A 24817-nucleotide genomic window follows, 5' to 3' on the forward strand; every position below is an offset into this window, starting at 1 on the left:
ATCTAATAAATTATTTTATTAAACAGCTTGTTAACATCTGTAACTTTGCTATGCTGTTGGTGGACAATAAACCAACAATAATAATAAGAGGTGTTATGAAATCTAATCAAGGTGGGGCAAAACTTAGCTTAGTGGTGGTGTCTGTAATCGTATTAGGTATATCTGCATGGTTTAATCAAGCCAATGCTGCAGGTGTTGACGTACCAGAAATTGTACAAAGTCAATCATAACGTTTTAAGAGGTGCTTCGCAAAGTGAGCGTTGCACCTGATTACATCTAAATTATGTTATTAACTTCTCTTAGAATGGCGCTCTCTATTCTCGTGCTTTTTCTCATCTGACTTTTTGATCATTACATAGGTAGCACCGTTGCCACCATGCTGCTTAAGTGCGCTGTGAAACGCAAGTACAGCGGGTATTTCTTGTAGCCACTTATTGGTGTAGCTTTTTAAGATACCCGGTTTTGATTTATTTTTAATACCAATTCCATGGCGAATTAACACCACGCGAATATTGCGCAGGTGACAATCATTAATAAAATTGAATAAGGTGCTACGGGCATGTTGGAGTGCCTGCCCATGCAAATCTAGGGTTGCATCAAGCTGATATTTCGCTAAGCGAAGATTTTTATAAACTTGGGCTTGAACGCCATCTTTCTTGAACGCTAAAACTGCGTGTGGATCAAGTAATTCAACGAACTCACTGCGAAGGTAGTTTTCATCGATTGCGAGATCAGACTCAGCGGCTTTACGTTTTTCTTGTTGTGACAGAGAAGGGCCTTGCTTGGTGGTATCGAGTTTTACAGTATCGTGCTTGAGAGGCTTTACATCTTCCATAGAAGAGAGAAATAAGTCGAAGTCGTTTAATGACATAAGGCACCTCTAAAATATCTTTATACGGAATATATGGTATCTCAGTTCAGTCATATTGTAAGTAAAAAAAAGCCCAAACATAGCGATGTTTGGGCGTAAAGGATGATAGAAGCGTTAAAGTGCTCTATCAAATAATCTTGGGAGAAGATTAACCTTGATTAATATTCAATTGGCCAAAAGTGTAGACCTTGAATAAATAAAATGTGTTGATCAACACTAAGCTCATATTTGAGATCACACTTGATGACATCAGATCTAAACTAAACGATAAAAATAATAAACTACACGCGCTAATAGCAGCAAAACGCAATAAGGTTAACTGATTAATAAAAAAAGCACCTAATCCTAGTGCAAGTAACGTAAAGTTTAAAAGCCAATCTAGCTCGTTTAGCATGGTCGTATCTAATAGTGTCTGTGTTGAAAAAGGAGCGCCATTATGGTGATCTTTTACACAGCTTTCAACCAAGTAATTTTTTATTTTCAGATTAGATTTTTTAATCCATTATTAGCTTTTTCATTGCCGCAAAAAAACCGCTTTGCTCTGTTACACGGTATTTTTGGCAACTCGCAGGGTCGCGTTTATCTTGGCATAAGTAAATCACATTACGGCTAAGGTCTGCGCGGGGTATAAGGGTTGAGTCAAAGAGGTTTGCTCCGTAGCCAAAAACACCTGGCCAATACACGCTTTGAGATACCATCCCCAGTTTTTCATAGGTAATGAGAACGGGCTTGGGCGTAATTAGCATAATTAATACAACAGTGGCAATTGCATACCAACGGTTTGCACTTTTTTTAACCGGTTCGGAGGCGCCTGCCTGCTGCACCGTTTGGGGGGAGACACGTTGCGGGTTTGCAGGTCGTCGTTTTGTTGTCGATGTTGGTTTTTTTCGTGCTGGTGTTTTACCTAACAGCGATTGTTTTTTTATTTTATTAGACATAAAGCTTATCTGGCCTTTTATACATAGCTCTCTATAATGAGATTATAACGAAGTTTTTGATATAATAGTCAAATTCAGATCATATAACACTGATTGTCTTATTGCGTCACAGAGTTACATTCAATTAGTGTGAACCTTTATTGCTTAAGAGGAATAGTATGGATACGCAGCTTTCAATTCTTATCGTTGACGATGTGGGAACAGTTCGTAGTTTTTTAAATCAAACGCTCATGCACTTGGGGATTGATGACGTGCGTGAGGCTTCAACGGCTGCGCAATGTTTAAGTGAATGTAAAGAGAAAGAGTTTAATATCATTTTTTTAGATATTGAATTGCCAGATGGCGATGGTAAAGAAATTATTTCTCATATTAACGACATTTCACCAGAGGCGAATGTGGTGATGGTGTCAGCCCATTCAACAGTTGAAAATGTGAAAGATGCAATTGATAAAGGCGCTAAAGGGTTTGTTGTTAAGCCGTTTACACCGAAGAAAATTGCGGCAATGTTGAAAAAGTTCTACCCAGAGCTGGAAATTGTGTAACGTCAAATTTCAGGTAAAAAAAAACCGGCAAAAGCCGGTTTTTTTATATCTTTCAAAAACAAATTATAGCGCTTTGATTTTAGCTGCTAAACGGCTCTTATGACGAGCTGCTTTGTTTTTGTGGATTAGACCTTTAGTTGCGTAACGGTCTAGGATAGGTGTTGCAACAGCAAATGCTGCTTGTGCAGCTTCTTTGTCGCCCGCTTCAATTGCAGCAACTACTTTTTTGAAGTAAGTGCGCATCATTGAACGACGGCTTGCGTTATGTTGACGATTTTTTTCGCTCGTGATAGCGCGTTTTTTTGCAGACTTGATGTTAGCCAAGGTTTGCTCCTAACAATCTTAAAATAAGCTTAATTTAAAGGCCGTGGAATATGCCTGTTTTTATCATGAATGTCAATGAATTTTTGACAGCTCAAGAAAAACTGCTCCTTATAACGAACATCAATTTGCCGCTTTAGCAGTTAATATCGCCATTGTAACAAAGCGTCGTGTCCGAGCCTAGTGCTTTAGAGATATTTTAGGCATAATCGCCCATCTTAAAGGTTTTTTGATAATAGGTTTAAGGTGGCAAAAGGATTATTTCGTTCCGGGATGATTGTCAGTGCGATGACGATGATTTCGCGTATTTTAGGGTTAGTTCGCGATGCGGTTGTTGCTAACTTGCTGGGTGCAAGTGCGGCAGCTGATGTGTTTTTATTTGCTAATAGAATCCCTAACTTTTTACGACGTCTATTTGCCGAAGGCGCATTTGCACAGGCATTTGTGCCCGTATTGTCTGAAATAAAAGAGCAGCAAGGTGACGACAAGGTTAGACTCTTTGTCGCGCAGGCTGCGGGCACTTTGGGCACAATTTTGCTGATCGTCACTTTATTTGGTGTGATTGCCTCGCCAGTGATTGCTGCTTTATTTGGTACTGGCTGGTTTATTGATTGGTGGCAAGGGGGAGAGGATGCCGCTAAGTTCGAATTAGCGAGTGCGTTATTAAAGCTCACGTTTCCGTACTTGTTTTTTGTGAGTCTTGTTGCTCTTAGTGGCGCAGTAATGAATGTGTATAACCGCTTTGCCGTGGCCGCATTTACCCCTGTATTATTGAATATTTCAATTATTGCCTGTGCTATTTTTCTGCATGATAAATTTGCAGTAGGTGCTTATGCATTAGCAATAGGGGTGTTCATTGGTGGCTTGGTGCAACTGATTTTTCAGCTGCCATTTTTGTATCGAGCGGGCATGTTGAGCCGACCTAAATGGGGGTGGCAAGACGAAAATGTCGTGAAAGTACGAAAGTTGATGTTACCGGCCTTGTTTGGTGTATCGATTAGTCAAATTAATTTATTGCTCGATACCATGATTGCCTCAATGCTTATGACAGGCTCCATTGCCTGGCTTTACTATTCAGACAGATTGATAGAGTTCCCCCTTGGGTTATTCGGTATTGGTATTGCAACAGTGATTTTACCGGCACTGTCTAAATTACATAGTACGAAAAGCACACTTGATTTTCAGCATACGCTTGATTGGGGAGTGCGATTTGTTATTTTCTTAGGTTTACCAGCCATGTTTGGTTTAATGGTGATAAGCCCGTTGATCATCACGGTGCTTTTTGACCATGGTGCGTTTCAAGACGGTGAAATTGATCACGTTCAAGCGGTTAGTTATGGCGTGATGGCGTACTCGGTAGGATTAGTCAGTTTTATGTTAATCAAGGTGTTAGCGCCTGGTTTTTACTCGCGACAAGACACTAAAACCCCCGTGAAAATAGGCATAAAAACCTTGGTTCTAAACATGGTATTTAACATCATGTTAGCGCCTTTTATTGGTTATTTAGGGTTAGCTTTAGCAACGTCTATGTCGGCCAGCTGTAACGCGTTTTTACTTTATCGGCAGTTACGCAAAGAAGGGGTTTATCAGTTTTCTTCAATGAGCGTCGGTTTTACATTTAAGTGTTTGTTTTCGAGTATTTTGATGGCGACTGCGGTATGGTATGCAGGTCAGCACTTTGCATGGCGAAGCTGGCACTTTAGTGAACAAGTTATGTTGTTGGCAGGGCTGCTTGTGTTGGCTGTATTGGTATACTTTGTTGTGCTCTTTATTTTAGGAATACGACTAAATACGATAAAAAGTGTTGCAACTACTGAATCCAACTAAAAAAAAGATTATAATCGGCGCTTCAAGCCCGATGAACATGTTTTGGGCGTGCTGACAAAGGCAAATAGGTGGCATGGAGTTAATTAGAGGTATTCATAATATTCGCGCACAACACTATGGTTGCGTGTTAACGATTGGGAACTTTGATGGTGTGCATTTAGGCCATGCTGAAGTGATTAAAGGCTTGCTACTTGATGCGCAAAAACATCAGTTACCCAGCACTGTTATGTTATTTGAGCCTCAGCCACAAGAGTTTTTTGCTAAAGATAACGCACCCGCTCGATTGACACGTTTGCGTGATAAGCTTCGATTGTTAGCAGAGCTGGGTGTTGAACGCGTAATTTGTATTAGTTTTAATCAGCAGTTTGCTAACATGGAAGCAGAGCAGTTTGTTAACGAAGTCTTGGTTGATAAGCTCGGCGTGAAAGCGCTCACTGTCGGTGATGATTTTTGTTTTGGAAAACGTCGCAGTGGTGACTTTGCGTTGCTAAAAAATATGGGTGCAGCGCTGAATATAGATGTTAAAAGTACGGCCAGCTTTCGTCGTCTTAATGACAGAGTAAGTAGCACACTAATCCGCCATGCGCTAGCAGCAGGGCAATTAGAAGAGGCTAAAACGATGCTGGGTCATGGGTATGCGATTTCTGGACGTGTTATTCACGGTTGGGCAAAAGGCCGTGAGCTTGGTTTTAGAACGGCAAATATTGCCTTGAAACGTCAAGTATGCCCAGTAAATGGCGTATTTGCGGTGAAAGCGACCGTTGGCAATGAACAGCTGTTTGGGGTTGCAAATATTGGCAACAAACCCACATTTAACGGGACACGCGCATTATTAGAAGTTCACCTTTTTAACTTTGCGCAGGACATTTACGGACAATTTATGCATGTGGAGCTTGTAAAAAAGCTTCGCGATGAGAAAAAATTCGAGACATTAACACAACTGACGGCGCAGATTGCAGATGATGTAACCGCCGCTAAGCAGTGTTTTGGTTTAAATTAGGTAGCCGATACGGAAAGTAGGATTAATGAGCGACTACAAACATACTTTGAATTTACCGGAAACAGCGTTTCCAATGCGCGGCAATTTGGCACAACGTGAACCAACTATGCTTAAAACATGGTATGAAGACGATCTATATGGTCAAATTCGCAGCGCTAAAAAAGGTAAAAAAACCTTCATTTTGCATGACGGCCCTCCGTATGCAAACGGTGACATCCATTTAGGCCACTCTGTAAACAAAATTCTTAAAGACATTATTGTTAAGTCAAAAACCTTGTCTGACTTTGATGCGCCTTATGTGCCTGGTTGGGACTGCCATGGTCTACCTATTGAATTAATGGTTGAAAAGAAAGTTGGCAAGCCTGGCGTTAAAGTGTCAGCGGCTGAGTTTCGTGAAAAATGTCGCGAATATGCTAAAAAGCAAGTTGAAGGTCAAAAAACAGACTTTAAACGCTTAGGGGTATTTGGTGATTGGGACAAGCCTTACCTGACCATGAACTTTGACTTTGAAGCGAATGCAATCCGTGTATTAGGCCGTATTATTAAAAATGGTCATTTACATAAAGGTGCTAAACCGGTTCATTGGTGTACAGATTGTGGTTCAGCGCTTGCTGAAGCAGAAGTTGAATACCAAGACAAACAATCACCTGCTATCGACGTACGCTTTGAGTTTGCAGATCAAGATGCCGTTATTAACGCATTTGAACTTGCCGATGGTCATCAAGGTACAGGCGCTGTAAGCACTGTTATCTGGACAACTACACCGTGGACACTTCCTGCCAACCGCGCAGTGGCTGTTCATGAAAAGCTTGAGTATGCATTAGTTCAAGTTGATGACGAGGGCGCGCAACAGCGTTTGATCTTAGGCTCTGAACTCGTTAAAGATGCGATGGATCGTTACGGTTTCAATCATTACCATGTACTGGGTTATGTTAAAGGTGCTGCCTTAGAAAACTTACACGTTGCTCACCCTTTTTATGACTTCACAGTGCCTGTGATTGTTGCTGATCACGTAACGACAGATTCGGGTACGGGGGTTGTTCACACTGCACCTGGTCATGGTCAAGAAGATTTCGCGGCTGGTCTTGCATATGGTTTAGAAGTAGCAAACCCGGTGGGTGCAAATGGTGTTTATTTACCTGATACGCCACTGTTTGCAGGTCAACATGTATTTAAAGCCAACGCGAGTGTTATTGATGTATTAACAGAAAATAACGCGCTGTTGCATCATCATGCACTCAATCATAGTTACCCACATTGCTGGCGTCATAAAACGCCAATCATCTTCCGTGCTACACCACAATGGTTTGTAAGCATGGATCAAGCGAACCTTCGTCAAGATTCATTGAATGAAATCAAAAAGACAGAGTGGTTACCTGAGTGGGGTGAAAGCCGCATTGCGAACATGGTTGAAGGCCGACCTGATTGGTGTATTTCACGTCAGCGTACATGGGGTGTACCTATTGCATTGTTCGTTGATAAAGACACAGGGGCGTTACACCCGAATACGCAAGCATTAATCGAAGAAGCGGCTAAGCTAGTTGAAAAATCAGGTATTCAAGCGTGGTACGATTTAGACCCTGCAACATTACTTGGTGATGACGCTGATCAGTACATGAAAGTGCAAGATACTTTAGATGTTTGGTTTGATTCAGGTGTGACTCACGCGTGTGTTGTTGATGCGCGTGAAGACTTGACGGGCCCAGCAGATCTTTACCTTGAAGGGTCTGACCAACATCGTGGTTGGTTTATGTCGTCAATGATGACATCGGTTGCAATTAATGGCCATGCACCTTACAAGCAAGTGTTAACGCACGGCTTCACCGTTGATGAAAACGGCCGTAAGATGTCTAAGTCACTGGGTAACGTTATTTCACCACAAAATGTGATGAACAAACTAGGTGCTGATATTTTACGCCTATGGGTTGCATCAACAGACTTTACTGCAGAGATGACGGTTTCGGATGAAATCTTCAAGCGCTCGGCAGATCGTTACCGTCGTATCCGTAACACGAGCCGTTACTTACTTGCTAACTTAAATGGTTTTGATCCAAAAACAGATCACGTTGCTATCGACGATATGGTTGAACTAGACCGCTGGATTGTTGGTCGTGCTGCCGAATTACAAGATGAAATTTTAGCTGCTTACGACAAGTACCAAATGTTACTTGTAACGCAAAAATTAATGAATTTCTGTACGGGTGAGCTTGGTTCATTCTATTTAGATGTAATCAAAGACCGTCAATACACAGCGAAAAGCGATAGCCATGCACGCCGCTCATGTCAAACAGCGCTTTATCACATTGCAGAAGCAATGACGCGTTGGATGGCACCAATCTTAAGCTTCACTGCACAAGAGATTTGGGAAGCATTACCGGGCGAGCGTGATAAATTTGTATTCACATCAGTGTGGTACGATGGCCTTAAAGCCTCTACGCAAGGTAAGTTCAGTAACGATGATTGGCTCACAATTCTAAATGTACGTGATGAAGTGAACCGCGTATTAGAAGCGGCGCGTAAAGAAGACATTATTGGTGCGACTTTACAAGCAAATGTCAGTATTTATGCAACTGAAGCGTTAAGTTCAAAACTTGCCGCATTAGGTGATGAATTACGCTTTGTATTATTAACTTCTGGTGTCACTGTTGAAACGGTTACTGAACAACCACAAGGTAGCCAAGCAACTGAAATTGATGGCTTGTTCATCAACGTTACAGCAACAACGGCAGAAAAATGTGAACGTTGTTGGCATTACTGTGATGATGTAGGTGCTGAGCCTGCTCATCCTGAAATCTGTGGCCGTTGTGTTAGCAATGTTGATGGCGACGGTGAACAACGTCAGTTCGCATAGGAGTTGTTTGTGAGCAAACTAGCCGGAAAAAGTGGCTTAGTATGGTTATGGCTGAGTCTACTACTTTTAGTAGTAGACCATGCGACAAAAACACTTGTTGTAAATACCATGACCTACAAAGAATCTATTGAAATTTTGCCATTCTTTAATTTTACCTATGTGCATAACTATGGTGCTGCCTTCAGCTTTTTAAGTGATGCTGGTGGTTGGCAACGCTGGTTTTTAAGCTTAATTGCTGTGGTTATTAGTGTGCTTTTAACATGGTGGTTAAAACGTTTACCTGCCAGTAATAAGGTGTTGTGCTCTGCGTATGCACTTGTACTTGCGGGTGCGATTGGTAATTTATACGATCGTATTGTCTATGGTTATGTAATAGACTTTTTGCATGTGTATTATGAAAATTGGCACTTCCCAGCGTTCAATATTGCCGACAGTGCAATTTGTATCGGTGCAGCATTACTTTTATACGATGCCTTTACAGGCGAAAGTCCTAAGGAGCAAAAAGCATGAGCCAAGCAGTAATTGGTGAAAAGTCTGAAGTGATCTTTCATTTCTCAATTAAATTAGAAGATGGCTCAGCAGCTGATTCGACGAAGGTGCACAATAAGCCGGCAAAATTAAGAATGGGCGATGGTAGTCTAACCGCCAACTTTGAAAAGTGTTTGTTAGGCCTAGCCGCAGGCGAGAGTAAGTCATTTGAACTTGAACCTGAAGATGCCTTTGGGCAACCAAACCCAGATAATATTTACTATGTAGACCGCAGTAAGTTTGGCGCTGACACTCCAGCTGAGGTGGGGAACATTATTGCCTTCACTCAACCTGATGGCACTGAATTACCAGGACTTGTCCGTGAGGTACAAGGTGAGTCTGTAACGATTGATTTCAATCATCCACTTGCTGGCCAGCGTTTAACCTTTGAAGTCGATATTTTAGAGGTAACAGGGTAATGGATATTTTATTAGCTAACCCACGTGGTTTTTGTGCAGGTGTTGACCGCGCAATCAGTATCGTTGAGCGAGCACTAGATATCTTTGAAAAGCCTATTTATGTGCGACACGAAGTGGTGCATAACCGCTATGTAGTAGACGGTCTTAAAAACCGCGGTGCTGTATTCGTTGAAGAACTTGATCAAGTTCCTGATGACAGCATTGTTATTTTTAGTGCTCACGGTGTATCTCAAGCGGTACGCAGTGAGGCTAAGCGTCGTGAATTAAAAGTTTTCGATGCAACCTGTCCGCTAGTTACCAAAGTACATATGGAAGTAACGCGCGCGAGCCGTAAAGGCATCGAGTGCATTTTAATAGGTCATCATGGTCACCCTGAAGTAGAAGGCACCATGGGGCAATATAATAACGAAGCAGGGGGGATCTACTTAGTAGAAACACCGGAAGATGTTGCAAATCTGACGGTTAAAAATCCTGACAATTTATTTTATTGCAGTCAAACAACCTTGTCGGTTGATGACACTGCCGATGTTATTGATGCTTTACGTACAAAGTTTCCTGCAATTGATGGTCCGCGTAAAGATGATATATGTTATGCGACACAAAACCGTCAAGATGCGGTGCGTGACTTAGCAGATAAAGTTGATGTGTTACTGGTTGTGGGAGCTAAGAATAGCTCAAACTCAAATCGTTTACGTGAACTTGCAGATAAAATGGGCACTAAAGCGTATTTAATTGATGATGCAAGTAACGTTGAAGCTGATTGGTTTAACAACGTCAATGCCGTAGGGGTTACTGCGGGCGCATCTGCACCAGAAGTGTTAGTGCAGCAAGTAATTACTCGTCTAAAAGAATTGGGTGGAAACCAAGTTGTTGAAAACCCTGGCGAAGAAGAGAATATAGTATTTGCCGTTCCTGTTGAGCTACGCTAATCTAAACAAGTAGTTAACAACAGATACTAGGAGAGCCCATGAGCACACAGCCAAATCAAAACGGCTTGTTGATTGCGGCTCTTTTTCAATCCCGAGGTGTGCTTGCTACACTCGTGGTAAGTCAAGTTATTGCTATTTTACTAGCGTTTGCCCCTGCAACCGAAGGCGATGTATGGCTTCGTCTTGCCATTTTCAGTTTCTTTTTGCACTTAATCTTTCTGACGAGTGTTGCTGCACTGTATATTTTTAGAAAATACTTGGCACGCTATTCTAATAATTTCCAACTACTTATCCTGACTATTTCATTATTGCTATCAACGTGTTTTTACAGTGTGGCTGTATTATCTCTCTTTGCAGATATTTATTATATTGAATCAGCGGGCTATTTTATCGCGAGTAATGTACTCATAATCTTTTTAGTGGCGGCATTATTTAGTCAATTTGTTGTTATACAAAACCAAAAAGAGCTACAAACCAAAGCATTAGCGCATGCTGAGTTAGATGCGTTACAAGCACGTATTCGTCCACACTTTTTATTCAATAGCTTGAACACAGCTGCCGAGCTAACGCATTATGATGCCGAAGCCGCCGAGCAAGCTATTTTGGCTTTAGCTGCGTTGTCCCAAGCTGCGATGAAAAGCGGTAAAGCGATTTCTTTGCAAGACGAGCTGATATTATGTGAGCAATATATTGCACTTGAGCGTTGGCGTTATGGCGAGCGATTAACGGTTAACTGGCAGATGCCAGCGTGCGTCCCAGACGTTGAAATTCCGTGTCTAACGATACAGCCTATTATTGAGAATGCGGTGTATTATGGCCTTGAACCGGCTTCTGAGAGCACAAAAATTACCATAGAGATGCATATAACCGATAAAAGCTATACGTTTATTATTATTAATCCTGTGCTTGAAAATGCAGAGCAGCGCCGCGCTGGTAATGGCATGGCACTTGAAAACATTCGCCAAAGGTTGGCGCTTTTTTATCACTATCGTGCCAAGTTAACCACCACACATCGCGATAGTGAGTTTAGAGCTAAACTCGTTATTTCAAGGCAGGAAATTACATGATCAATGTTTTGATTGTTGACGATGAACCGCTGGCTCGGGCACGTGTTAGGCGTTTATTAACCATGCATCCTAACTACCATGTTGTTGGCGATGCAGACAATGGTGAGCAGGCGGTAACGCTGTGTAAAGAGTTGCAACCGGATATCGTGTTATTAGATATTAATATGCCAAAATTAAGCGGCTTAGAGGTCGCAAAGGCATTAAAGCTGCTTGCTATACCTCCGGCTGTGGTGTTTTTAACTGCCCATTCTGAACATGCTCTAGAAGCATTTGAGTTAGCGGTAGATGGCTATTTAGTAAAACCTATAACCGAGCAAGCACTTACAAAAACCTTACTGCAACTTAGCAAACTAAATCGTACACAAGTTAATAGGCCTGTTCATTCACATATCACTTATCAGTTAGCGGGTGCTATGCGCCGAGTCAATATCGACGATGTGGTGTGCTGTGTTGCAGAGCAAAAATATACGCGACTCATTTTTGTTGGCGGTGAAGCTATTATCGAGCATAGCTTGAAACAGCTTGAAAGTACGTACTCACAACAATTATTGCGTATTCATCGTAATACCTTGGTTAATAAGCTGCATATACAGAGCCTACATTGCTCTGTGTCGAGTGGTCATCATTTGATAATGCGACATTATGATGAACCTCTCACCATTAGCCGTCGAGCACTTAAAACCGTAAAACAAGCGATGGGTGAATAGTTTTACCACACAGTTTTACGGTGCCAATTTTCGATGCTGTTTTAGTCGGTATGTTCGGACCGCTTATCAATAAATTTGACCGTTCATCTAAACCCTCATTGCTATTTATTATTGTCCTTTTATGCTTATTGTATGGAAATCTATGAGCTGATTTTAATATGACACGGCATTCACATGTTCAAGGCTTTACCTTAGTTGAAGTACTTATTGCTTTTGTGATTTTAAGCTTTGGGTTGTTAGGCGCTGTAGCGCTGCAGGCAAAAGCTAAGCAAGCTAGTTTTGATTCAATGCAGCGTGCTGCAGCGGTGGCGTTAGGAAACGATATTATTCAACGAATGCGAGCAAACGATTCCACAGGATTTACAGCCCTCTATAATGGCACTTTCACAAGTGACACTGCGTTAAATACCAATTTACAATGCTACAACGCAGCGTGTAATGCTCAGCAACTTGCAGCCCTTGATAAACAGCAATGGGTGCGGGCTATTCAAGCGCGTGAAAATACCGGGGCTTTAGATGATGCAACGGTGTGTATCAAGAGCACGCCTGTCGCAGCGGGTAATGCAAGTGAATTTAATATTAACGTGGTGATCAGTTGGCAAGGTCGACAAGCAATTAAAGCAAATGCAGGTACGTCGGCAATTGAATGTGGTGCTGCCAATGATAAGCGTCGTTTAATTGTGCTTGAAAGCTATATTTACTTAAGGTCTTGATATGAGAAAGCATGCAGGATTTACGTTAGTTGAAATGATGGTTGCGCTATTTATAGGCGGACTTGTTTTAGGTGGCGTTATGTTCACCTATATTAGTATGAAAGTGACCACGCGTGACACCATGACAATTGGTGAGTTACAAGAAACAGGCCGATTAGCGATTAATATTATGCAACGTGATATTGAGCAAATAGGCTTTTGGGGAACATTTTATGAAGACTCGTTTTCGCCAGCAAATACAGAGTCAACCGCTAATCCTACTCCCGATTGTTCTCAGGGGCTTAACAATGGTAGTTTCCCGGTTAAAACAGCCACGAGTAACTTTCGCTCGGTGTATGCAGTGTTAACCGCGACTGGTGATGCATTAGGCTGCATAAAAAACGCTAAAAAAAATACAGATGTTCTGCAGTTAAAGTTTCTTGAAGGTTTGCAAATTCGACCTGATGATACAGGTGCTGGCAGTTATTACTTTGTTGCCGAACAAGAAAGAGCTCAGTTTGTACAAGGGCCAATTGATGGTGCCTCACTTAATGTTAACGCGACTGTGTGGCGTTATCGTCATCACGTTTATTACATTTCTGAGCAAAATTACACAATAAATAACCAATCTGTCACTGTGCCCGTTTTAATGCGCAGACGTTTAAAACCAGGTTCAGGCATGGTTGCAGAAACGATAATGGAAGGGGTTGAGGACATGCACTTTGTATTTGGTCTCGATACAACCAATAATAGCCGCGTTGATACGTATAAAAGCATTAACCAAATGACGAATACTGATTGGGAAAACCGTCATGGCATCTTAACTGTGCAAGTTTTCCTATTAGTCAGAGCGCTTACCCCAGATGGCGATTTAAATATTCAAAATCAAACGTATACCTTGGGTGAAGATGAAAGTAGTAGAGAGCTAACCTTTACTGATAATTACCGTCGAGCATTGTTTACCACGACTATTCGCTTAAATAATGTGGGAGCTAATTTATGGCGTATATAACGTTAGCAAAAAGACAACAAGGCGTTGTGTTAATTGTTGCTCTTATTATGGTTGTCGCAGTTACAGGCATTGCAGTTACTCTCATGAGTAGCAGTAGTATTGACATTAAAATCACCAATGCAGCACAAGAACGTGAAGCTGCAGAAAATGAGTTAATTGGCACGGTACAGCGCGTAATAGCCAACCAAGCTGCTGCAGGGGCAAATAGTGCCTTTTTTAAAAGAGCGTCAGCAATACCTGGCGGAGTTCATGATTTAGGGAATATTGGCGATGCATCAAGTTCGATGGTTAATTTAAATAACGGCCCGAGTGATATTCCTTGTCCACGCAAGTTTAATTTTACAGCGGGTGTGTCATGCAACATGTTGCAAATAGATACATCAATTACCTATGGCTCTAAAAGTAATCACACACTCACAATCACAACGGGTGTTGCTCAAGAGATGGTAGGCCGTAATTCAGGCCGTTAACGGAGACTCATGATGAAAATGAAAACGTTAGTGCGCAGTATACTGACTGGTTTTGTAACCTGTATGGTTACTGCAGTGTATGCTGAAGACATAGAGCTATACGTTAACTATAATGTGAAAACAAATGAAAAACCGCGTGTTTTACTTATTTTTGACACTTCTGGAAGTATGGCATTTTCTACTGCAACGGGTAAAAGTTGTGGCTACAGCAGCTACACGGGCTATGTTGTGTGCCCAGACAGTCGTCTTGGTGTAGCAAAAAGTGCGATTACAAGCTTAGTAGATAACAATGACGATATTGATTTCGGTTTGATGCGTTTTAATAGCACAAATGGCGGTTATGTATTAGCTGGAATAGGCTCGTCATCTTCATCCTTGAAGACAGCCATTTCTGTACTACCTGCTGACGGGGGGACCCCTTTAACAGAGACGCTTTGGGAAGCCTATTTATACATTACGGGTCAAAGTTTGTATTACGGAGAAAAAGTTAATGAGGCTTGGCGAGACACGTCAGTAGAAACAAAAGTCAGAAGGGGGTCAAAGCGTAAACCAAAATACAGTTATACATATATCTCTCCATTTGATACCACAGAGGAAGCAAAACGCTGTGATAACTCTGTTAATGTTATTTATATGACAGATGGTGACCCCTCTTCAGGCTCAGATAATGAGCAAGATGGAGACATCAGTGATCTCTATAAATCTTATTTCGGTAGCAATTTAAGCGGCTCTGATAAAATTGCGGGTGTTTATTTACACAAGCTTGCGCAGATTATTCATGGCACTGAAGATGTTAAAGTGGATTTGTTTCCTTCAACATCTGATATTCATGAAACAGGGCGGGTGTATACGATTGGCTTTGGTAGCGGTATGAGTAAGGATGGTAAACGCTTATTATCAGAAACCGCTGATTTAGGCGGTGGTCAGTATCTTCATGCTGACACTGCAGAACAATTATCAAAAGCTTTAAAAAATACGATAACACGCATACGCGAAGTAAATGATACTTTTACTTCACCTTCTATTGCGAATAATAATGTTGATCAAACACGCAGTCGTGAAGGTATTTATTATGCAATGTTTTACCCAGAAACCGGTGCTCGGTGGCGTGGAAATCTTAAAAAGTTGAAAGTGTCAGGCGATGAAATCGTTGATTTGGATGGAAAGCCGGCATTAAACGCTGATGGTTTGATTGCTAAAGGGGCAAAGACATTTTGGTTACCAGATAATACAGCACCAGACGGGAACATTGTTCAGGAAGGTGGTGCAAATCTTATGTTATCAAACCTATCATCGCGGACCATTTATACCGATGCCGGGAGCGCTGGGTTAGTTGATTTTACTAAGTCGACAGTTTCTACGGCACTAGGTGGCGACTTAGCGGCAGCGTTAAAGTTTAATTTAACTACAGCAACAAGTGTCAATTCGTTGACTCTTGGGCTCTTATCGACCGAGTTAGATAAAACGATTAAGTGGAGCCGAGGAATAGATGTGGATGATGAAGACGGTGATGGCAGTACCAGTGATCAACGACAAGATATTTTTGGTGATCCTCTGCACTCAAAACCTGTGACAATTGATTACGGTAATGATGATGTGCGCATTTTAATTGGCACCAATGCAGGTTACCTACACTTTTTTCAAGATAAAAATGATGTATTAAAAGAAAGCTGGGCTTTTATACCCAGTAGCTTATACAAAATTATTAAACCATTACGAGAGAATCAAGAAAAATCAAAGGTCTATGGTGTTGATGGACCTATTTCTGTGTTCTTTGATGATAAAAATGGTGATGGAGTTGTAAATGGCACTGATCGTGTTTGGGCGTTTTTTGGCTTAAGACGTGGTGGCAATAATTATTATGGGCTGGATATTACAAACCCAGATTCACCTCGACTTATGTGGGGGGGACCGATTATTGGTGGAACGGGAGACTTTAAAGAACTTGCGCAATCATGGTCTAAACCTACGGTGACATACATTAACTTAAAAGGGTATGAAAATCGACCACTGCTTGTTTTTGGTGCAGGGTACGACACCAATAAAGACAATGTTCTGCGTACTGAAGACACAAAAGGGCGCGGTATTTATATTGTCGATGCACAGAGCGGCAAAAAAGTGTGGGCTTTAACGTCGAGTGAAAATAGCTTTGCAGGTAAACACAGTATTGCTTCTGATATTAGTGTTTTGGATTCTGATTATGACGGTTACACTGATCGATTATATGCATCCGACACCGGCGGTGATGTATGGCGAATTGATATGCCTTCAAATAGCCCAACGAGCACAGAAAGTCCTTGGACACACTTCAAACTTGCGAGTTTAGGCAGTGCACTTGCATCTCAAGATCGTCGTTTCTTTTATAAACCGATGGTTGCGAGAACAATGTTTAGTAAGGTCTCTGAAACAGACGTAAATGGTAAGTCGGTTAAAACACGTATTGATACCCCCTTTGATGCAGTATTACTAGGTAGTGGGAATCGCTCTAAACCAACGGGCACCACAACGAGTGATCAATTGTTTATGATCCGCGATATCAATACAGTAACACGCTCATTCCAAAGCGATGAGATTCCAGCGGCGATCACCCAGGCTAATTTAATGAATATGGATGCTGACCCGTTTGGTAATGCACTTGATAGTGTAGATAAATTTACCGATTTAGAAGTTGAATTAGGTCAATACCATGGTTGGTATTATAACCTTCTAGCGGCTGGTGAAAAATCACTGGCAGCAAGCACGGTTATTGGAGGAGTCGCTTATTTCACCAGTTACGCACCCGCTTCTTCAACAGAAACAGCGAATCAGTGTTCATTAACAGGGGGCTCAGGGAGTTTATATGCGTTCCACTTACACTACGGTACAAAAGTGTATGATAGTCTAAAATTTACGACCTCAAATGATGTACCTGATACCCCTCAGCTTTATTTCGGTGTTGGTGATAGCTGTGTTGATAGTAATAACAATGGTTTTTGTGATGGAAGCCCGGATGCTGATAACCCAGATGAGATTAAGGATACAGACGAAAAAGTTAAAGAGATGAGTCAGTTCTTAACCATAGGTCCAGGTCTTAAAGGCGAGCAAAACCCCTTTAAAGTGAAAGAAATACAAGGTCCGGGTTTAACGGTTAAAGATGGAAAAATACAACTGGTTAATGATGCAACTCCGATTGGTTTTGGTTTTAAAACACAGCAAACCTATATTTATAAGCGAGAAGTAAATGACAAGAGTAACTAATAAAGTAAAAGGGTTTACCTTAATCGAACTGATGATTACCGTGGCAATTTTAGGCATTATAGCCAGTATTGCGTTACCAAGTTACTTTGAGCATGTTAAACGCACCGCCAGAACAGAAGCTATTACTGCATTACTTGATGCTGCCAATAAGCAAGAGCAGTTCTTTGTCGATAACAGGCAGTATACAACAACTTTGGCTAACTTAGGGGTCAGTGCTACAACTGAGAATAATTTTTATAAAATTTCAGTTGTTGTCGATAATGATGCCGGTACATTCGCGTTTACTGCCACACCCGCAGCAGGGCCCGTTTTGCAAGATGGCGAATGTGCAACATTAACTATTTCAGATACAGGATTAAAAACCTCAACGGGCTCTGCGAGTGCGAGCACCTGCTGGGGTAAGTAATCCCTCATTGAATAATTGAAATATCAGGATTGGCATTTGTTGGTGTCTTTTAGGCGAATACGCCCAATAGAGCTTATTGAAATAGCAAGCCCTTTAAGGCTTGCTATTTTGTATTCAGGACAGTACACAAAGGTGCCATTATTAAATCCCACAGGCGTGCCATCTGAACGAAATGTGATTGAATGGCGGGGGTAAGTTAGCATATCAAGTTTATCGACTGCTTCAAGTTCCCAAATAATAGTATCACCTTCATCAAGCACTCCAATATCGCCCCTGTCGATAAATACGGTGAGTGCTTTGTGCCAATGCTCTCGATTGCATTGATTTTCTTGTAGCCCACAAAAAGTAACGTATGTGCTGTGGGTTTTTGCGTTATGGCGGCTTACGCTTAATGCGCGTTTAACTAAGTGAGTGCGGTTTTCTAGGCGACTTTTAGCTAGATAAGGCTTATATTCAAACAGCGCAATATTCATAAGTATTGCGACTATTGATAGCACCACTAAGCTTTCGATGAGTGTTGCACCATTCCTATGGTGTAATGTGTTTAAGGTCTTCATCCGTGAAGACTCCAAATTGTGACAGTTTAATTAACTATAGTTGGACCTGAAATGGTGTCAAATTATGGGGCTTAATCACAGGTATTTGTTGTATCACCTAGGTATAAAGCAGTGCCAGATTTAAGTACCTGCAATGCTTTGTTGTTATCATTTGCGCCAGAAGGGCAAAAAGTAAAGGTGCCTGGATCAGAGGTGATCATGCCACTAGTATCAAAAATAAGTGCGTTATTGCCACTGAAACTAAGTTTACTCGTTTTAGGGATTTCTTGGAGGACTCTCAAAGTGGTATCGCCATTAGCTGGGTCATAACTGCCATTCTGATCTGAGTCAAAAAATACAAAGACCGTGCCTTGGTCCCAATCATTAGAGCAATTCATTGCTGTATTACTCTCAATATTAGCTGTTGCTCCACTACAGACTACAACAATTGCATCGCTACTGGTGGCTTTTGCCCGTGCAAAGCTAATACTGCGTTTTAGTTCTTGTAAGTAGCTTTCGGCGCGGTCATTTTCTAGCAAATCAGAGCTATCCCACAGTGCTATGGCAGCCACAATGCCCACGATTGCAATGGTGACCATCAGTTCGAGGAGTGTAAAGCCCTTTTGTAATGATTTCATTGTTGTCTCTACTTTTAATACTTTATTTAATAATATCATGATTGTTGATTTTATCACCGTATTTCATAGCTTTGTTTGCTATAGAGAGCCGTATTGTCTAAAATCGAGGCAATCAAGAAATAATAAGTAGCCTTAAAATGAAAAAAATCGAAGCAATTATTAAACCATTCAAGCTTGATGATGTTCGAGAAGCATTATCAGAGGTAGGCATCACGGGGATGACGGTTAGTGAAGTTAAAGGTTTTGGCCGTCAAAAGGGGCACACAGAACTCTATCGCGGTGCTGAATACATGGTTGATTTTTTACCCAAGGTAAAACTAGATATTGTACTAAGTGATGAAGACGTAGATAGAGCCATTGATGTGATTGTTAAAACGTCACAAACGGGCAAAATTGGTGATGGTAAAATATTTGTCACAGATGTTGAGCGTGTTGTGCGTATTCGTACCGCAGAAGAAGATGAAGACGCAATTTAACGAAATAGCAGTCACACACACTGTAAAAAAGGCGCCAAATTTGGCGCCTTTTTAATGCTTATTCAGCGCTTAGGCTATTTACGCTTATTTGCTTCGCGCGTTTCTTTAGCATGCGCACTTAGCTCAGGTAAACCTAGCTTCTCGTAGCTTTTCTCCATGATCTCTAATGCTTGATCCAGGTAACTGCTTTGCGAGTAGTGTTCAACGACATATTTACCTCGGTTTGCAGCGGCAAGATAAGCTTCACGTTCGTAATAGTACTCTGCTACTTTTAGTTCATAACGCGCCATTTTGTTAAGTAACCATACTAAACGTTTTTTCGCTTCTGGCGCATAAACGCTATTTGGGAAACGTTTCAGTAAGGTTGATAAATCGGTAAATGCAACCCGAGTGCGATTTGCATCTCTATCCGCACGGTCTACACCAAAGTATTCTTGGAATGCGTTTTTGTCTGCTTTGATATTAACCAAGCCACGCATGTAGTACATGTAATCTAAATCTTTGTGATTTGGGTTTAAACGAATGAAACGGTCAATTGTTGCGAGAGCTTGTTCAGTATTGCCTGCTTGATAATGTGCATACACGAGATCCATTTGTACTTGTTTTGATAGTGGACCAAATGGATAGCGTGAATCAATAGCGCTTAATAACTCAATAGCTCGTGCATAAAGGCCCGAATCTAACGTTTGTTTCGCATCTTCATATAAAGCTTGTGCAGATTTATTCGGAACGCGTTGAATATCTTCTTGATCAGGAGCAGATGAACAGGCTCCTAGGCCAAGTAATGAAACTGAAAAAACAATGGCGAACGCACGTTTCCCTATTTTATTTATCATTTTATTTATTACCTTCGATGTCTTCGGCTAGGCCAAGTGAGGAAAACCGAGTAAACTATACATACAATGCTAATTAAAGCGATTCTAACCCAGTCGAGCAAAGCTTGCACTGGTAAATTGGGTAAAGTTACTAATGTCAGAGCAAATTTCTCTCCAAGCCGAGGTTCCAATTGACCTTGGCGGTAAACGTCTAGACCAAGTATTGGCGCAATTGTTCCCTGATTATTCTCGTTCACGTATAAAAACGTGGATTTTGGATGATAAAATCACCGTGAATGGTGAAATATTAAACACCCCGCGTGAAAAATTACTCGGTGGTGAACTGGTCAGTGTTGAAACAACCATTGAAGCACCGCGTGAGTACGAGGCACAAAATATCAAATTAAACATCGTTTATGAAGACGATGATATATTAGTAATCAATAAACCGATGGGATTAGTGGTACACCCAGGGGCTGGTAATCCAGACGGTACAGTATTGAATGCCTTGCTTCATCATTACCCCGATATAATTAACGTGCCGCGTGCAGGTATCGTGCACCGTCTTGATAAAGACACCACAGGTTTAATGGTGGTAGCAAAAACAATTCCTGCGCAAACGCACTTAGTGTCTGCACTGCAAAAGCGTGAAAACTTCACACGTGAATATGAAGCAATTTGTAATGGCACTATGACGGCAGGCGGTATGATTGAAAAGCCAATTGGCCGTCATGCAACAAAACGTACTCACATGGCTGTTCATGAAATGGGCAAACCTGCGGTGACTCATTACCGTGTTGCTGAAAAGTTTCGTGCACACACACGCTTACGTTTACGCCTAGAAACTGGCCGTACTCACCAAATTCGTGTGCATATGGCGTATTTAAACCATCCACTGGTTGGTGATCAGTTATATGGCGGGCGCCCACGTCCACCGAAAGGCGCAACGCCAGAGCTATTTCAAATGCTGAGAGACTTTAAACGTCAGGCATTGCATGCGGTTAAATTGTCAATTGCGCACCCTATCACAGGTGAGTTAATGACATGGCAGGCACCTATTCCAGACGATATGGCCGCTATGACAGAAGCATTGCGAGCTGATACGAAAGCTAATCCAAATCTTGAGTATTAAACACTATGATTACGCCAACATGGACTGCCCCTGACACTATTGGGGCCCTCAGTACAACTCGTGAAAACGGGGTATCTAAGGCGCCGTTTAATAGCTTTAATGTAGGGTTTCATGTTGGTGATGATGAGCAAGCTGTGCAGGCAAATCGCACTGCTTTAATGAGGCAATTGCCAAACCCAGCTGTGTGGTTAAATCAAGTACATAGTGCGGATGTGGTGGTGGTTGATGAACGCGTTGATATTCATTCAGTAAGTAGCGCTGATGCACTTTATACTCGCCTAAAGCAGCAACCGCTTGCCATCATGACGGCCGATTGTTTACCCGTGCTATTGTGTTCAACGTCAGGGAATGAAGTTGCTGCGGTTCATGGTGGGTGGCGCGGATTAGCGAAGGGAATTCTTGCCAATACACTGAGTAAGTTTAAGGCTGAGCCTGCTGACATCATTGCCTGGTTTGGTCCTGCTATCGGGGCTTTGCAGTTTGAAGTCGGGCAGGATGTTAAAGATTGTTTTTGCGATCAAAACCAGATTCATCAGCATGCGTTTACTGCCCAAGGTGAAAAATACTTAGCGGATATTTATTTACTTGCCAAGCAGCAACTCACTCAGCTTGGTGTTGTGGGTATTTATGGCGCAGAGTATTGCACCTACTCACAGTCATCATTATTTTTTTCGTATCGACGAGATGGTCAAACAGGGCGAATGGCAAGCTTGATCTGGCGCAAATAATTGCACTTTTTAGTGATTAAATTTTCATCTCTTACTTGAACAAACTACATATCATACCCATTAATTAAGCAATTAGTTTTTTTAATAGGTAAACCTTCATGCGTTTAGATAGATTTACAAGTAAATTTCAATCTGCGCTTTCAGATGCGCAGTCATTAGCACTTGGGCGCGATCATCAATTTATTGAGCCCGTGCACTTAATGTATTCATTACTTCAGCAAAGTGGCTCTAGTGTTCGTGCACTCCTTGCGCAAGCTGGCGTGAGTGCAGACGAGTTAAATACAAAATTATCACAAGAAATCGAAAAGCTTTTTAAAGTAGAAGGCATTGGTGGCGACGTACAGCTATCGAATAATATGGTTTCGTTAATTAACTTATGTGATAAATATGCTCAAAAGCGTAAAGATAAATATATATCGAGTGAACTTTTTGTACTTGCTGCGTGCGATGATAAAGGCCCGCTAGGAGATATATTTAAAGCGCTCAATATTACTTCAACAAAAATTGAAGCGGCCATAGAGGCTATTCGTGGCGGTCAAAAAGTGGATGACCCGAATGCAGAAGAAACCCGTCAGGCATTAAAAAAATTCACCATCGACCTTACTGAGCGTGCCGAGCAAGGCAAGCTTGATCCTGTGATTGGCCGCGATGACGAAATACGCCGTACCATTCAGGTTTTACAACGTCGTACGAAGAACAACCCCGTGTTAATTGGTGAGCCAGGCGTGGGTAAAACAGCCATTGCTGAAGGCTTAGCACAACGTATTATTAATGGTGAGGTACCCGAAGGGCTCAAGAGCAAACGCGTGTTGTCGCTTGATTTAGGGGCGTTAGTTGCGGGTGCTAAGTACCGTGGTGAGTTTGAAGAGCGTTTAAAATCAGTTTTAAATGAATTAGCCAAAGAAGAGGGCCAAGTAATCCTCTTTATTGATGAAATTCATACCATGGTTGGTGCAGGTAAAACTGATGGTGCGATGGATGCAGGGAACATGTTAAAACCCGCTCTTGCACGTGGTGAGCTTCACTGTGTGGGAGCCACAACGCTTGACGAGTATCGCCAATACATTGAAAAAGATGCAGCACTTGAACGTCGCTTTCAAAAGGTATTCGTAGCAGAGCCATCGGTAGAAGACACCATCGCGATTCTTCGTGGTTTAAAAGAGCGTTACGAGCTACATCACTCTGTTGATATTACCGATCCGGCAATTGTTGCAGCGGCGCAGCTATCGCACCGTTACATTAGCGATCGTCAGTTACCCGATAAAGCGATTGATTTGATTGATGAAGCGGGCTCGTCAATTCGTTTACAAATTGACTCTAAACCAGAGTCACTTGATAAACTTGAGCGTCGTATTATTCAGTTAAAACTCGAAGATAATGCACTTGCCAAAGAAAAAGATGAAGCAAGTCAAAAGCGTCGTACTGAAATGCAAGAGCTAATAGCTGAACTTGAAGTGCAGTATCGTGAGCTTGATGAAGTATGGAATGCCGAAAAAGCCTCTTTGCAAGGCACACAAGTGATTAAAGCGGAGCTTGAACAAGCTCGTTTAGACTTAGAAGTCGCGCGCCGAGCAAGTGATTTACAACGGATGTCTGAATTACAGTATGGCCGTATTCCTGAACTTGAACGCAAGTTAGATCTTGCATCGCAAGCAGAAATGCAAGAAATGAGCTTACTTAAAAACCAAGTTGGTGAAGATGAAATTGCAGAAATTTTATCGCGCTGGACAGGTATACCCGTCTCTAAAATGCTGCAAGGCGAGCGAGAAAAACTACTGCAAATGGAAGATCAACTTCATCACAAAGTCATTGGCCAAGATGAAGCTGTGGTTGCTGTAGCGAATGCGATTCGTCGGTCACGTGCAGGGCTTGCTGATCCAAACCGCCCAATAGGTTCTTTTTTATTCTTAGGCCCAACAGGGGTAGGTAAAACAGAGCTTACTAAAGCGCTTGCAAGTTTTATGTTTGACACTGAAGATGCCATGGTGCGTATTGATATGTCTGAGTTTATGGAGAAACACTCAGTAGCACGCTTAGTGGGAGCACCGCCGGGTTACGTTGGATATGAAGAAGGTGGCTATTTAACAGAAGCTGTTCGTCGTCGTCCATACTCTGTTATTTTGCTTGATGAAGTAGAAAAAGCGCACCCCGACGTGTTCAATATACTTTTACAAGTGCTTGATGATGGCCGTTTAACTGATGGACAGGGTCGTACCGTTGATTTTAAAAATACGGTGATCATTATGACCTCAAACTTAGGATCAGACATCATCCAAGAGCAAGCTGGTTCGAACGACTATGCAACGCTAAAAGAGAAAGTGATGGGCGTGTTGGTAAGCCAATTTAGACCCGAGTTTATAAACCGGATTGATGAAACGGTGGTATTCCATCCACTTGCGAATGATCATATTAAAGAAATTGCCGATATTCAGTTAGGTAAACTGCGTGAACGCTTAACCGAAAAAGGCTATCTTCTTGAGGTAACTGATGCTGCCCTTGACCGTATAGCACAAAGTGGTTTTGATCCTGTCTATGGTGCACGACCGTTAAAACGTGCAATTCAGCACACCATAGAAAACCCGCTAGCGCAGCGCTTGCTTGGAGGTGAATACCTACCTGGTGCTATTATCCATATTGATGCAGATGAAAACGGGTTGGTTTTTTCAACCCGTTAA

26 protein-coding genes are annotated in these 24817 nt (G+C 41.8%); 19 read left to right on the forward strand and 7 right to left on the reverse strand.

Translation table 11 applies throughout. The annotated features are described in order from the left end of the window. The first annotated feature begins 95 nt into the window (after positions 1-95). Positions 96-230 (forward strand): hypothetical protein, encoded by a 135-nt coding sequence (locus JIG41_RS23050; RefSeq protein ID WP_036967016.1) that lies wholly within the window; start codon positions 96-98, stop codon positions 228-230. A gap of 59 nt (positions 231-289) precedes the next feature. Here the strand turns inward: JIG41_RS23050 and smrA are convergent, their stop codons facing one another. The 3 genes from smrA to JIG41_RS11250 all read right to left on the reverse strand — a co-directional run bounded on the left by smrA (position 290) and on the right by JIG41_RS11250 (position 1809). Next, entirely contained in the window at positions 290-871 is a 582-nt protein-coding gene (smrA, locus tag JIG41_RS11240; RefSeq protein ID WP_036967020.1) for a DNA endonuclease SmrA, read from the reverse strand. Positions 872-1019: 148 nt separating this feature from the next. After that, positions 1020-1265 carry a hypothetical protein gene (locus JIG41_RS11245; RefSeq protein ID WP_036969134.1) on the reverse strand — a complete coding sequence of 82 codons (246 nt, stop codon included), beginning with the start codon at positions 1263-1265 and terminating at the stop codon, positions 1020-1022. Between the two features lie 100 nt (positions 1266-1365). Continuing rightward, positions 1366-1809, reverse strand: coding sequence for a hypothetical protein (locus JIG41_RS11250; protein ID WP_199524751.1), 444 nt, complete (start codon positions 1807-1809; stop codon positions 1366-1368). 158 nt (positions 1810-1967) lie between these two features. Between JIG41_RS11250 and JIG41_RS11255 the strand changes: the two genes are divergently transcribed. After that, positions 1968-2351, forward strand: a complete 384-nt coding sequence (locus JIG41_RS11255; RefSeq protein ID WP_036967027.1) for a response regulator — start codon at positions 1968-1970, stop codon at positions 2349-2351. A gap of 63 nt (positions 2352-2414) precedes the next feature. On the opposite strand, the gene rpsT is transcribed toward JIG41_RS11255, so the two are convergent. Further along, positions 2415-2675: a 30S ribosomal protein S20 gene (gene rpsT / locus JIG41_RS11260; protein WP_036967030.1), complete on the reverse strand. Its 261-nt coding sequence runs from the start codon at positions 2673-2675 to the stop codon at positions 2415-2417. A 285-nt stretch (positions 2676-2960) separates the two neighbouring features. Here rpsT and murJ point away from each other — a divergent pair, with 285 nt between their 5' ends. From murJ to JIG41_RS11325, 13 genes are all read left to right on the forward strand, one after another. After that, positions 2961-4499, forward strand: a complete 1539-nt coding sequence (murJ, locus tag JIG41_RS11265; RefSeq protein ID WP_371915639.1) for a murein biosynthesis integral membrane protein MurJ — start codon at positions 2961-2963, stop codon at positions 4497-4499. A gap of 73 nt (positions 4500-4572) precedes the next feature. Then, positions 4573-5499 carry a bifunctional riboflavin kinase/FAD synthetase gene (ribF, locus tag JIG41_RS11270; RefSeq protein ID WP_065978564.1) on the forward strand — a complete coding sequence of 309 codons (927 nt, stop codon included), beginning with the start codon at positions 4573-4575 and terminating at the stop codon, positions 5497-5499. A gap of 25 nt (positions 5500-5524) precedes the next feature. Continuing rightward, positions 5525-8350: an isoleucine--tRNA ligase gene (gene ileS, locus JIG41_RS11275; RefSeq protein WP_036967036.1), complete on the forward strand. Its 2826-nt coding sequence runs from the start codon at positions 5525-5527 to the stop codon at positions 8348-8350. 9 nt (positions 8351-8359) lie between these two features. After that, on the forward strand, positions 8360-8860 hold the full coding sequence (gene lspA, locus JIG41_RS11280; RefSeq protein ID WP_036967038.1) for a signal peptidase II: 501 nt from the start codon (positions 8360-8362) through the stop codon (positions 8858-8860). Continuing rightward, entirely contained in the window at positions 8857-9297 is a 441-nt protein-coding gene (fkpB, locus tag JIG41_RS11285) for an FKBP-type peptidyl-prolyl cis-trans isomerase (RefSeq protein WP_036967041.1), read from the forward strand. The genes lspA and fkpB overlap by 4 nt, the downstream gene beginning before the upstream one ends. Then, complete coding sequence (gene ispH, locus JIG41_RS11290) at positions 9297-10226, forward strand: 4-hydroxy-3-methylbut-2-enyl diphosphate reductase (protein ID WP_036967044.1); 930 nt, start codon at positions 9297-9299, stop codon at positions 10224-10226. Before fkpB ends, ispH begins: the two co-directional genes overlap by 1 nt. A 38-nt stretch (positions 10227-10264) precedes the next feature. Continuing rightward, positions 10265-11293, forward strand: a complete 1029-nt coding sequence (locus JIG41_RS11295; protein WP_199524752.1) for a sensor histidine kinase — start codon at positions 10265-10267, stop codon at positions 11291-11293. Next, the gene (locus tag JIG41_RS11300; RefSeq protein WP_206770761.1) at positions 11290-12000 is read left to right on the forward strand and encodes a LytTR family DNA-binding domain-containing protein; all 711 of its coding nucleotides are present in this window, start codon (positions 11290-11292) and stop codon (positions 11998-12000) included. Before JIG41_RS11295 ends, JIG41_RS11300 begins: the two co-directional genes overlap by 4 nt. A gap of 158 nt (positions 12001-12158) precedes the next feature. Further along, positions 12159-12713, forward strand: a complete 555-nt coding sequence (gene pilV / locus JIG41_RS11305) for a type IV pilus modification protein PilV (RefSeq protein WP_075593731.1) — start codon at positions 12159-12161, stop codon at positions 12711-12713. A 1-nt stretch (position 12714) separates the two neighbouring features. Beyond that, complete coding sequence (locus JIG41_RS11310) at positions 12715-13704, forward strand: PilW family protein (RefSeq protein ID WP_199524753.1); 990 nt, start codon at positions 12715-12717, stop codon at positions 13702-13704. Further along, positions 13692-14174: a type IV fimbrial biogenesis protein PilX gene (locus JIG41_RS11315; protein ID WP_036967062.1), complete on the forward strand. Its 483-nt coding sequence runs from the start codon at positions 13692-13694 to the stop codon at positions 14172-14174. Before JIG41_RS11310 ends, JIG41_RS11315 begins: the two co-directional genes overlap by 13 nt. A 12-nt stretch (positions 14175-14186) precedes the next feature. Continuing rightward, positions 14187-17411 carry a pilus assembly protein gene (locus tag JIG41_RS11320; RefSeq protein WP_199524765.1) on the forward strand — a complete coding sequence of 1075 codons (3225 nt, stop codon included), beginning with the start codon at positions 14187-14189 and terminating at the stop codon, positions 17409-17411. Then, positions 17395-17817, forward strand: a complete 423-nt coding sequence (locus JIG41_RS11325) for a type IV pilin protein (protein ID WP_180310979.1) — start codon at positions 17395-17397, stop codon at positions 17815-17817. Before JIG41_RS11320 ends, JIG41_RS11325 begins: the two co-directional genes overlap by 17 nt. A 23-nt stretch (positions 17818-17840) precedes the next feature. Here the strand turns inward: JIG41_RS11325 and JIG41_RS11330 are convergent, their stop codons facing one another. Next, the gene (locus JIG41_RS11330) at positions 17841-18374 is read right to left on the reverse strand and encodes a GspH/FimT family pseudopilin (protein WP_199524766.1); all 534 of its coding nucleotides are present in this window, start codon (positions 18372-18374) and stop codon (positions 17841-17843) included. A 71-nt stretch (positions 18375-18445) separates the two neighbouring features. Next, positions 18446-18991: a GspH/FimT family pseudopilin gene (locus tag JIG41_RS11335; RefSeq protein ID WP_199524754.1), complete on the reverse strand. Its 546-nt coding sequence runs from the start codon at positions 18989-18991 to the stop codon at positions 18446-18448. A 137-nt stretch (positions 18992-19128) separates the two neighbouring features. On the opposite strand from JIG41_RS11335, the gene glnB reads away from it, so the two are divergent. Continuing rightward, entirely contained in the window at positions 19129-19467 is a 339-nt protein-coding gene (gene glnB / locus JIG41_RS11340) for a nitrogen regulatory protein P-II (protein ID WP_036967074.1), read from the forward strand. Positions 19468-19541: 74 nt separating this feature from the next. Here glnB and JIG41_RS11345 read toward each other — a convergent pair whose 3' ends face one another. Continuing rightward, the gene (locus JIG41_RS11345; RefSeq protein WP_036967077.1) at positions 19542-20303 is read right to left on the reverse strand and encodes an outer membrane protein assembly factor BamD; all 762 of its coding nucleotides are present in this window, start codon (positions 20301-20303) and stop codon (positions 19542-19544) included. Between the two features lie 133 nt (positions 20304-20436). Here JIG41_RS11345 and rluD point away from each other — a divergent pair, with 133 nt between their 5' ends. The 3 genes from rluD (at position 20437) to clpB (ending at position 24817) form a co-directional block, all read left to right on the forward strand. Then, positions 20437-21414 (forward strand): 23S rRNA pseudouridine(1911/1915/1917) synthase RluD, encoded by a 978-nt coding sequence (rluD, locus tag JIG41_RS11350; RefSeq protein WP_199524755.1) that lies wholly within the window; start codon positions 20437-20439, stop codon positions 21412-21414. A gap of 5 nt (positions 21415-21419) precedes the next feature. Next, positions 21420-22142, forward strand: a complete 723-nt coding sequence (pgeF, locus tag JIG41_RS11355) for a peptidoglycan editing factor PgeF (protein ID WP_199524756.1) — start codon at positions 21420-21422, stop codon at positions 22140-22142. Between the two features lie 98 nt (positions 22143-22240). Further along, entirely contained in the window at positions 22241-24817 is a 2577-nt protein-coding gene (gene clpB, locus JIG41_RS11360; protein ID WP_036967086.1) for an ATP-dependent chaperone ClpB, read from the forward strand.

The sequence above is a fragment of the Pseudoalteromonas sp. bablab_jr011 genome (assembly GCF_016464045.1).
Taxonomy (GTDB): Bacteria; Pseudomonadota; Gammaproteobacteria; order Enterobacterales; family Alteromonadaceae; genus Pseudoalteromonas; species Pseudoalteromonas lipolytica.

Coding starts and splice junctions, on each gene's coding strand:
- JIG41_RS23050 (WP_036967016.1), top strand. CDS start 96: ATGAAATCTAATCAAGGTGGGGCAAAACTTAGCTTAGTGGTGGTGTCT.
- smrA (WP_036967020.1), bottom strand. CDS start 871: ATGTCATTAAACGACTTCGACTTATTTCTCTCTTCTATGGAAGATGTA.
- JIG41_RS11245 (WP_036969134.1), bottom strand. CDS start 1,265: ATGCTAAACGAGCTAGATTGGCTTTTAAACTTTACGTTACTTGCACTA.
- JIG41_RS11250 (WP_199524751.1), bottom strand. CDS start 1,809: ATGTCTAATAAAATAAAAAAACAATCGCTGTTAGGTAAAACACCAGCA.
- JIG41_RS11255 (WP_036967027.1), top strand. CDS start 1,968: ATGGATACGCAGCTTTCAATTCTTATCGTTGACGATGTGGGAACAGTT.
- murJ (WP_371915639.1), top strand. CDS start 2,961: ATGACGATGATTTCGCGTATTTTAGGGTTAGTTCGCGATGCGGTTGTT.
- ribF (WP_065978564.1), top strand. CDS start 4,573: ATGGAGTTAATTAGAGGTATTCATAATATTCGCGCACAACACTATGGT.
- ileS (WP_036967036.1), top strand. CDS start 5,525: ATGAGCGACTACAAACATACTTTGAATTTACCGGAAACAGCGTTTCCA.
- fkpB (WP_036967041.1), top strand. CDS start 8,857: ATGAGCCAAGCAGTAATTGGTGAAAAGTCTGAAGTGATCTTTCATTTC.
- ispH (WP_036967044.1), top strand. CDS start 9,297: ATGGATATTTTATTAGCTAACCCACGTGGTTTTTGTGCAGGTGTTGAC.
- JIG41_RS11295 (WP_199524752.1), top strand. CDS start 10,265: ATGAGCACACAGCCAAATCAAAACGGCTTGTTGATTGCGGCTCTTTTT.
- JIG41_RS11300 (WP_206770761.1), top strand. CDS start 11,290: ATGATCAATGTTTTGATTGTTGACGATGAACCGCTGGCTCGGGCACGT.
- pilV (WP_075593731.1), top strand. CDS start 12,159: ATGACACGGCATTCACATGTTCAAGGCTTTACCTTAGTTGAAGTACTT.
- JIG41_RS11310 (WP_199524753.1), top strand. CDS start 12,715: ATGAGAAAGCATGCAGGATTTACGTTAGTTGAAATGATGGTTGCGCTA.
- JIG41_RS11315 (WP_036967062.1), top strand. CDS start 13,692: ATGGCGTATATAACGTTAGCAAAAAGACAACAAGGCGTTGTGTTAATT.
- JIG41_RS11320 (WP_199524765.1), top strand. CDS start 14,187: ATGAAAATGAAAACGTTAGTGCGCAGTATACTGACTGGTTTTGTAACC.
- JIG41_RS11325 (WP_180310979.1), top strand. CDS start 17,395: ATGACAAGAGTAACTAATAAAGTAAAAGGGTTTACCTTAATCGAACTG.
- JIG41_RS11330 (WP_199524766.1), bottom strand. CDS start 18,374: ATGAAGACCTTAAACACATTACACCATAGGAATGGTGCAACACTCATC.
- JIG41_RS11335 (WP_199524754.1), bottom strand. CDS start 18,991: ATGAAATCATTACAAAAGGGCTTTACACTCCTCGAACTGATGGTCACC.
- glnB (WP_036967074.1), top strand. CDS start 19,129: ATGAAAAAAATCGAAGCAATTATTAAACCATTCAAGCTTGATGATGTT.
- JIG41_RS11345 (WP_036967077.1), bottom strand. CDS start 20,303: ATGATAAATAAAATAGGGAAACGTGCGTTCGCCATTGTTTTTTCAGTT.
- rluD (WP_199524755.1), top strand. CDS start 20,437: ATGTCAGAGCAAATTTCTCTCCAAGCCGAGGTTCCAATTGACCTTGGC.
- pgeF (WP_199524756.1), top strand. CDS start 21,420: ATGATTACGCCAACATGGACTGCCCCTGACACTATTGGGGCCCTCAGT.
- clpB (WP_036967086.1), top strand. CDS start 22,241: ATGCGTTTAGATAGATTTACAAGTAAATTTCAATCTGCGCTTTCAGAT.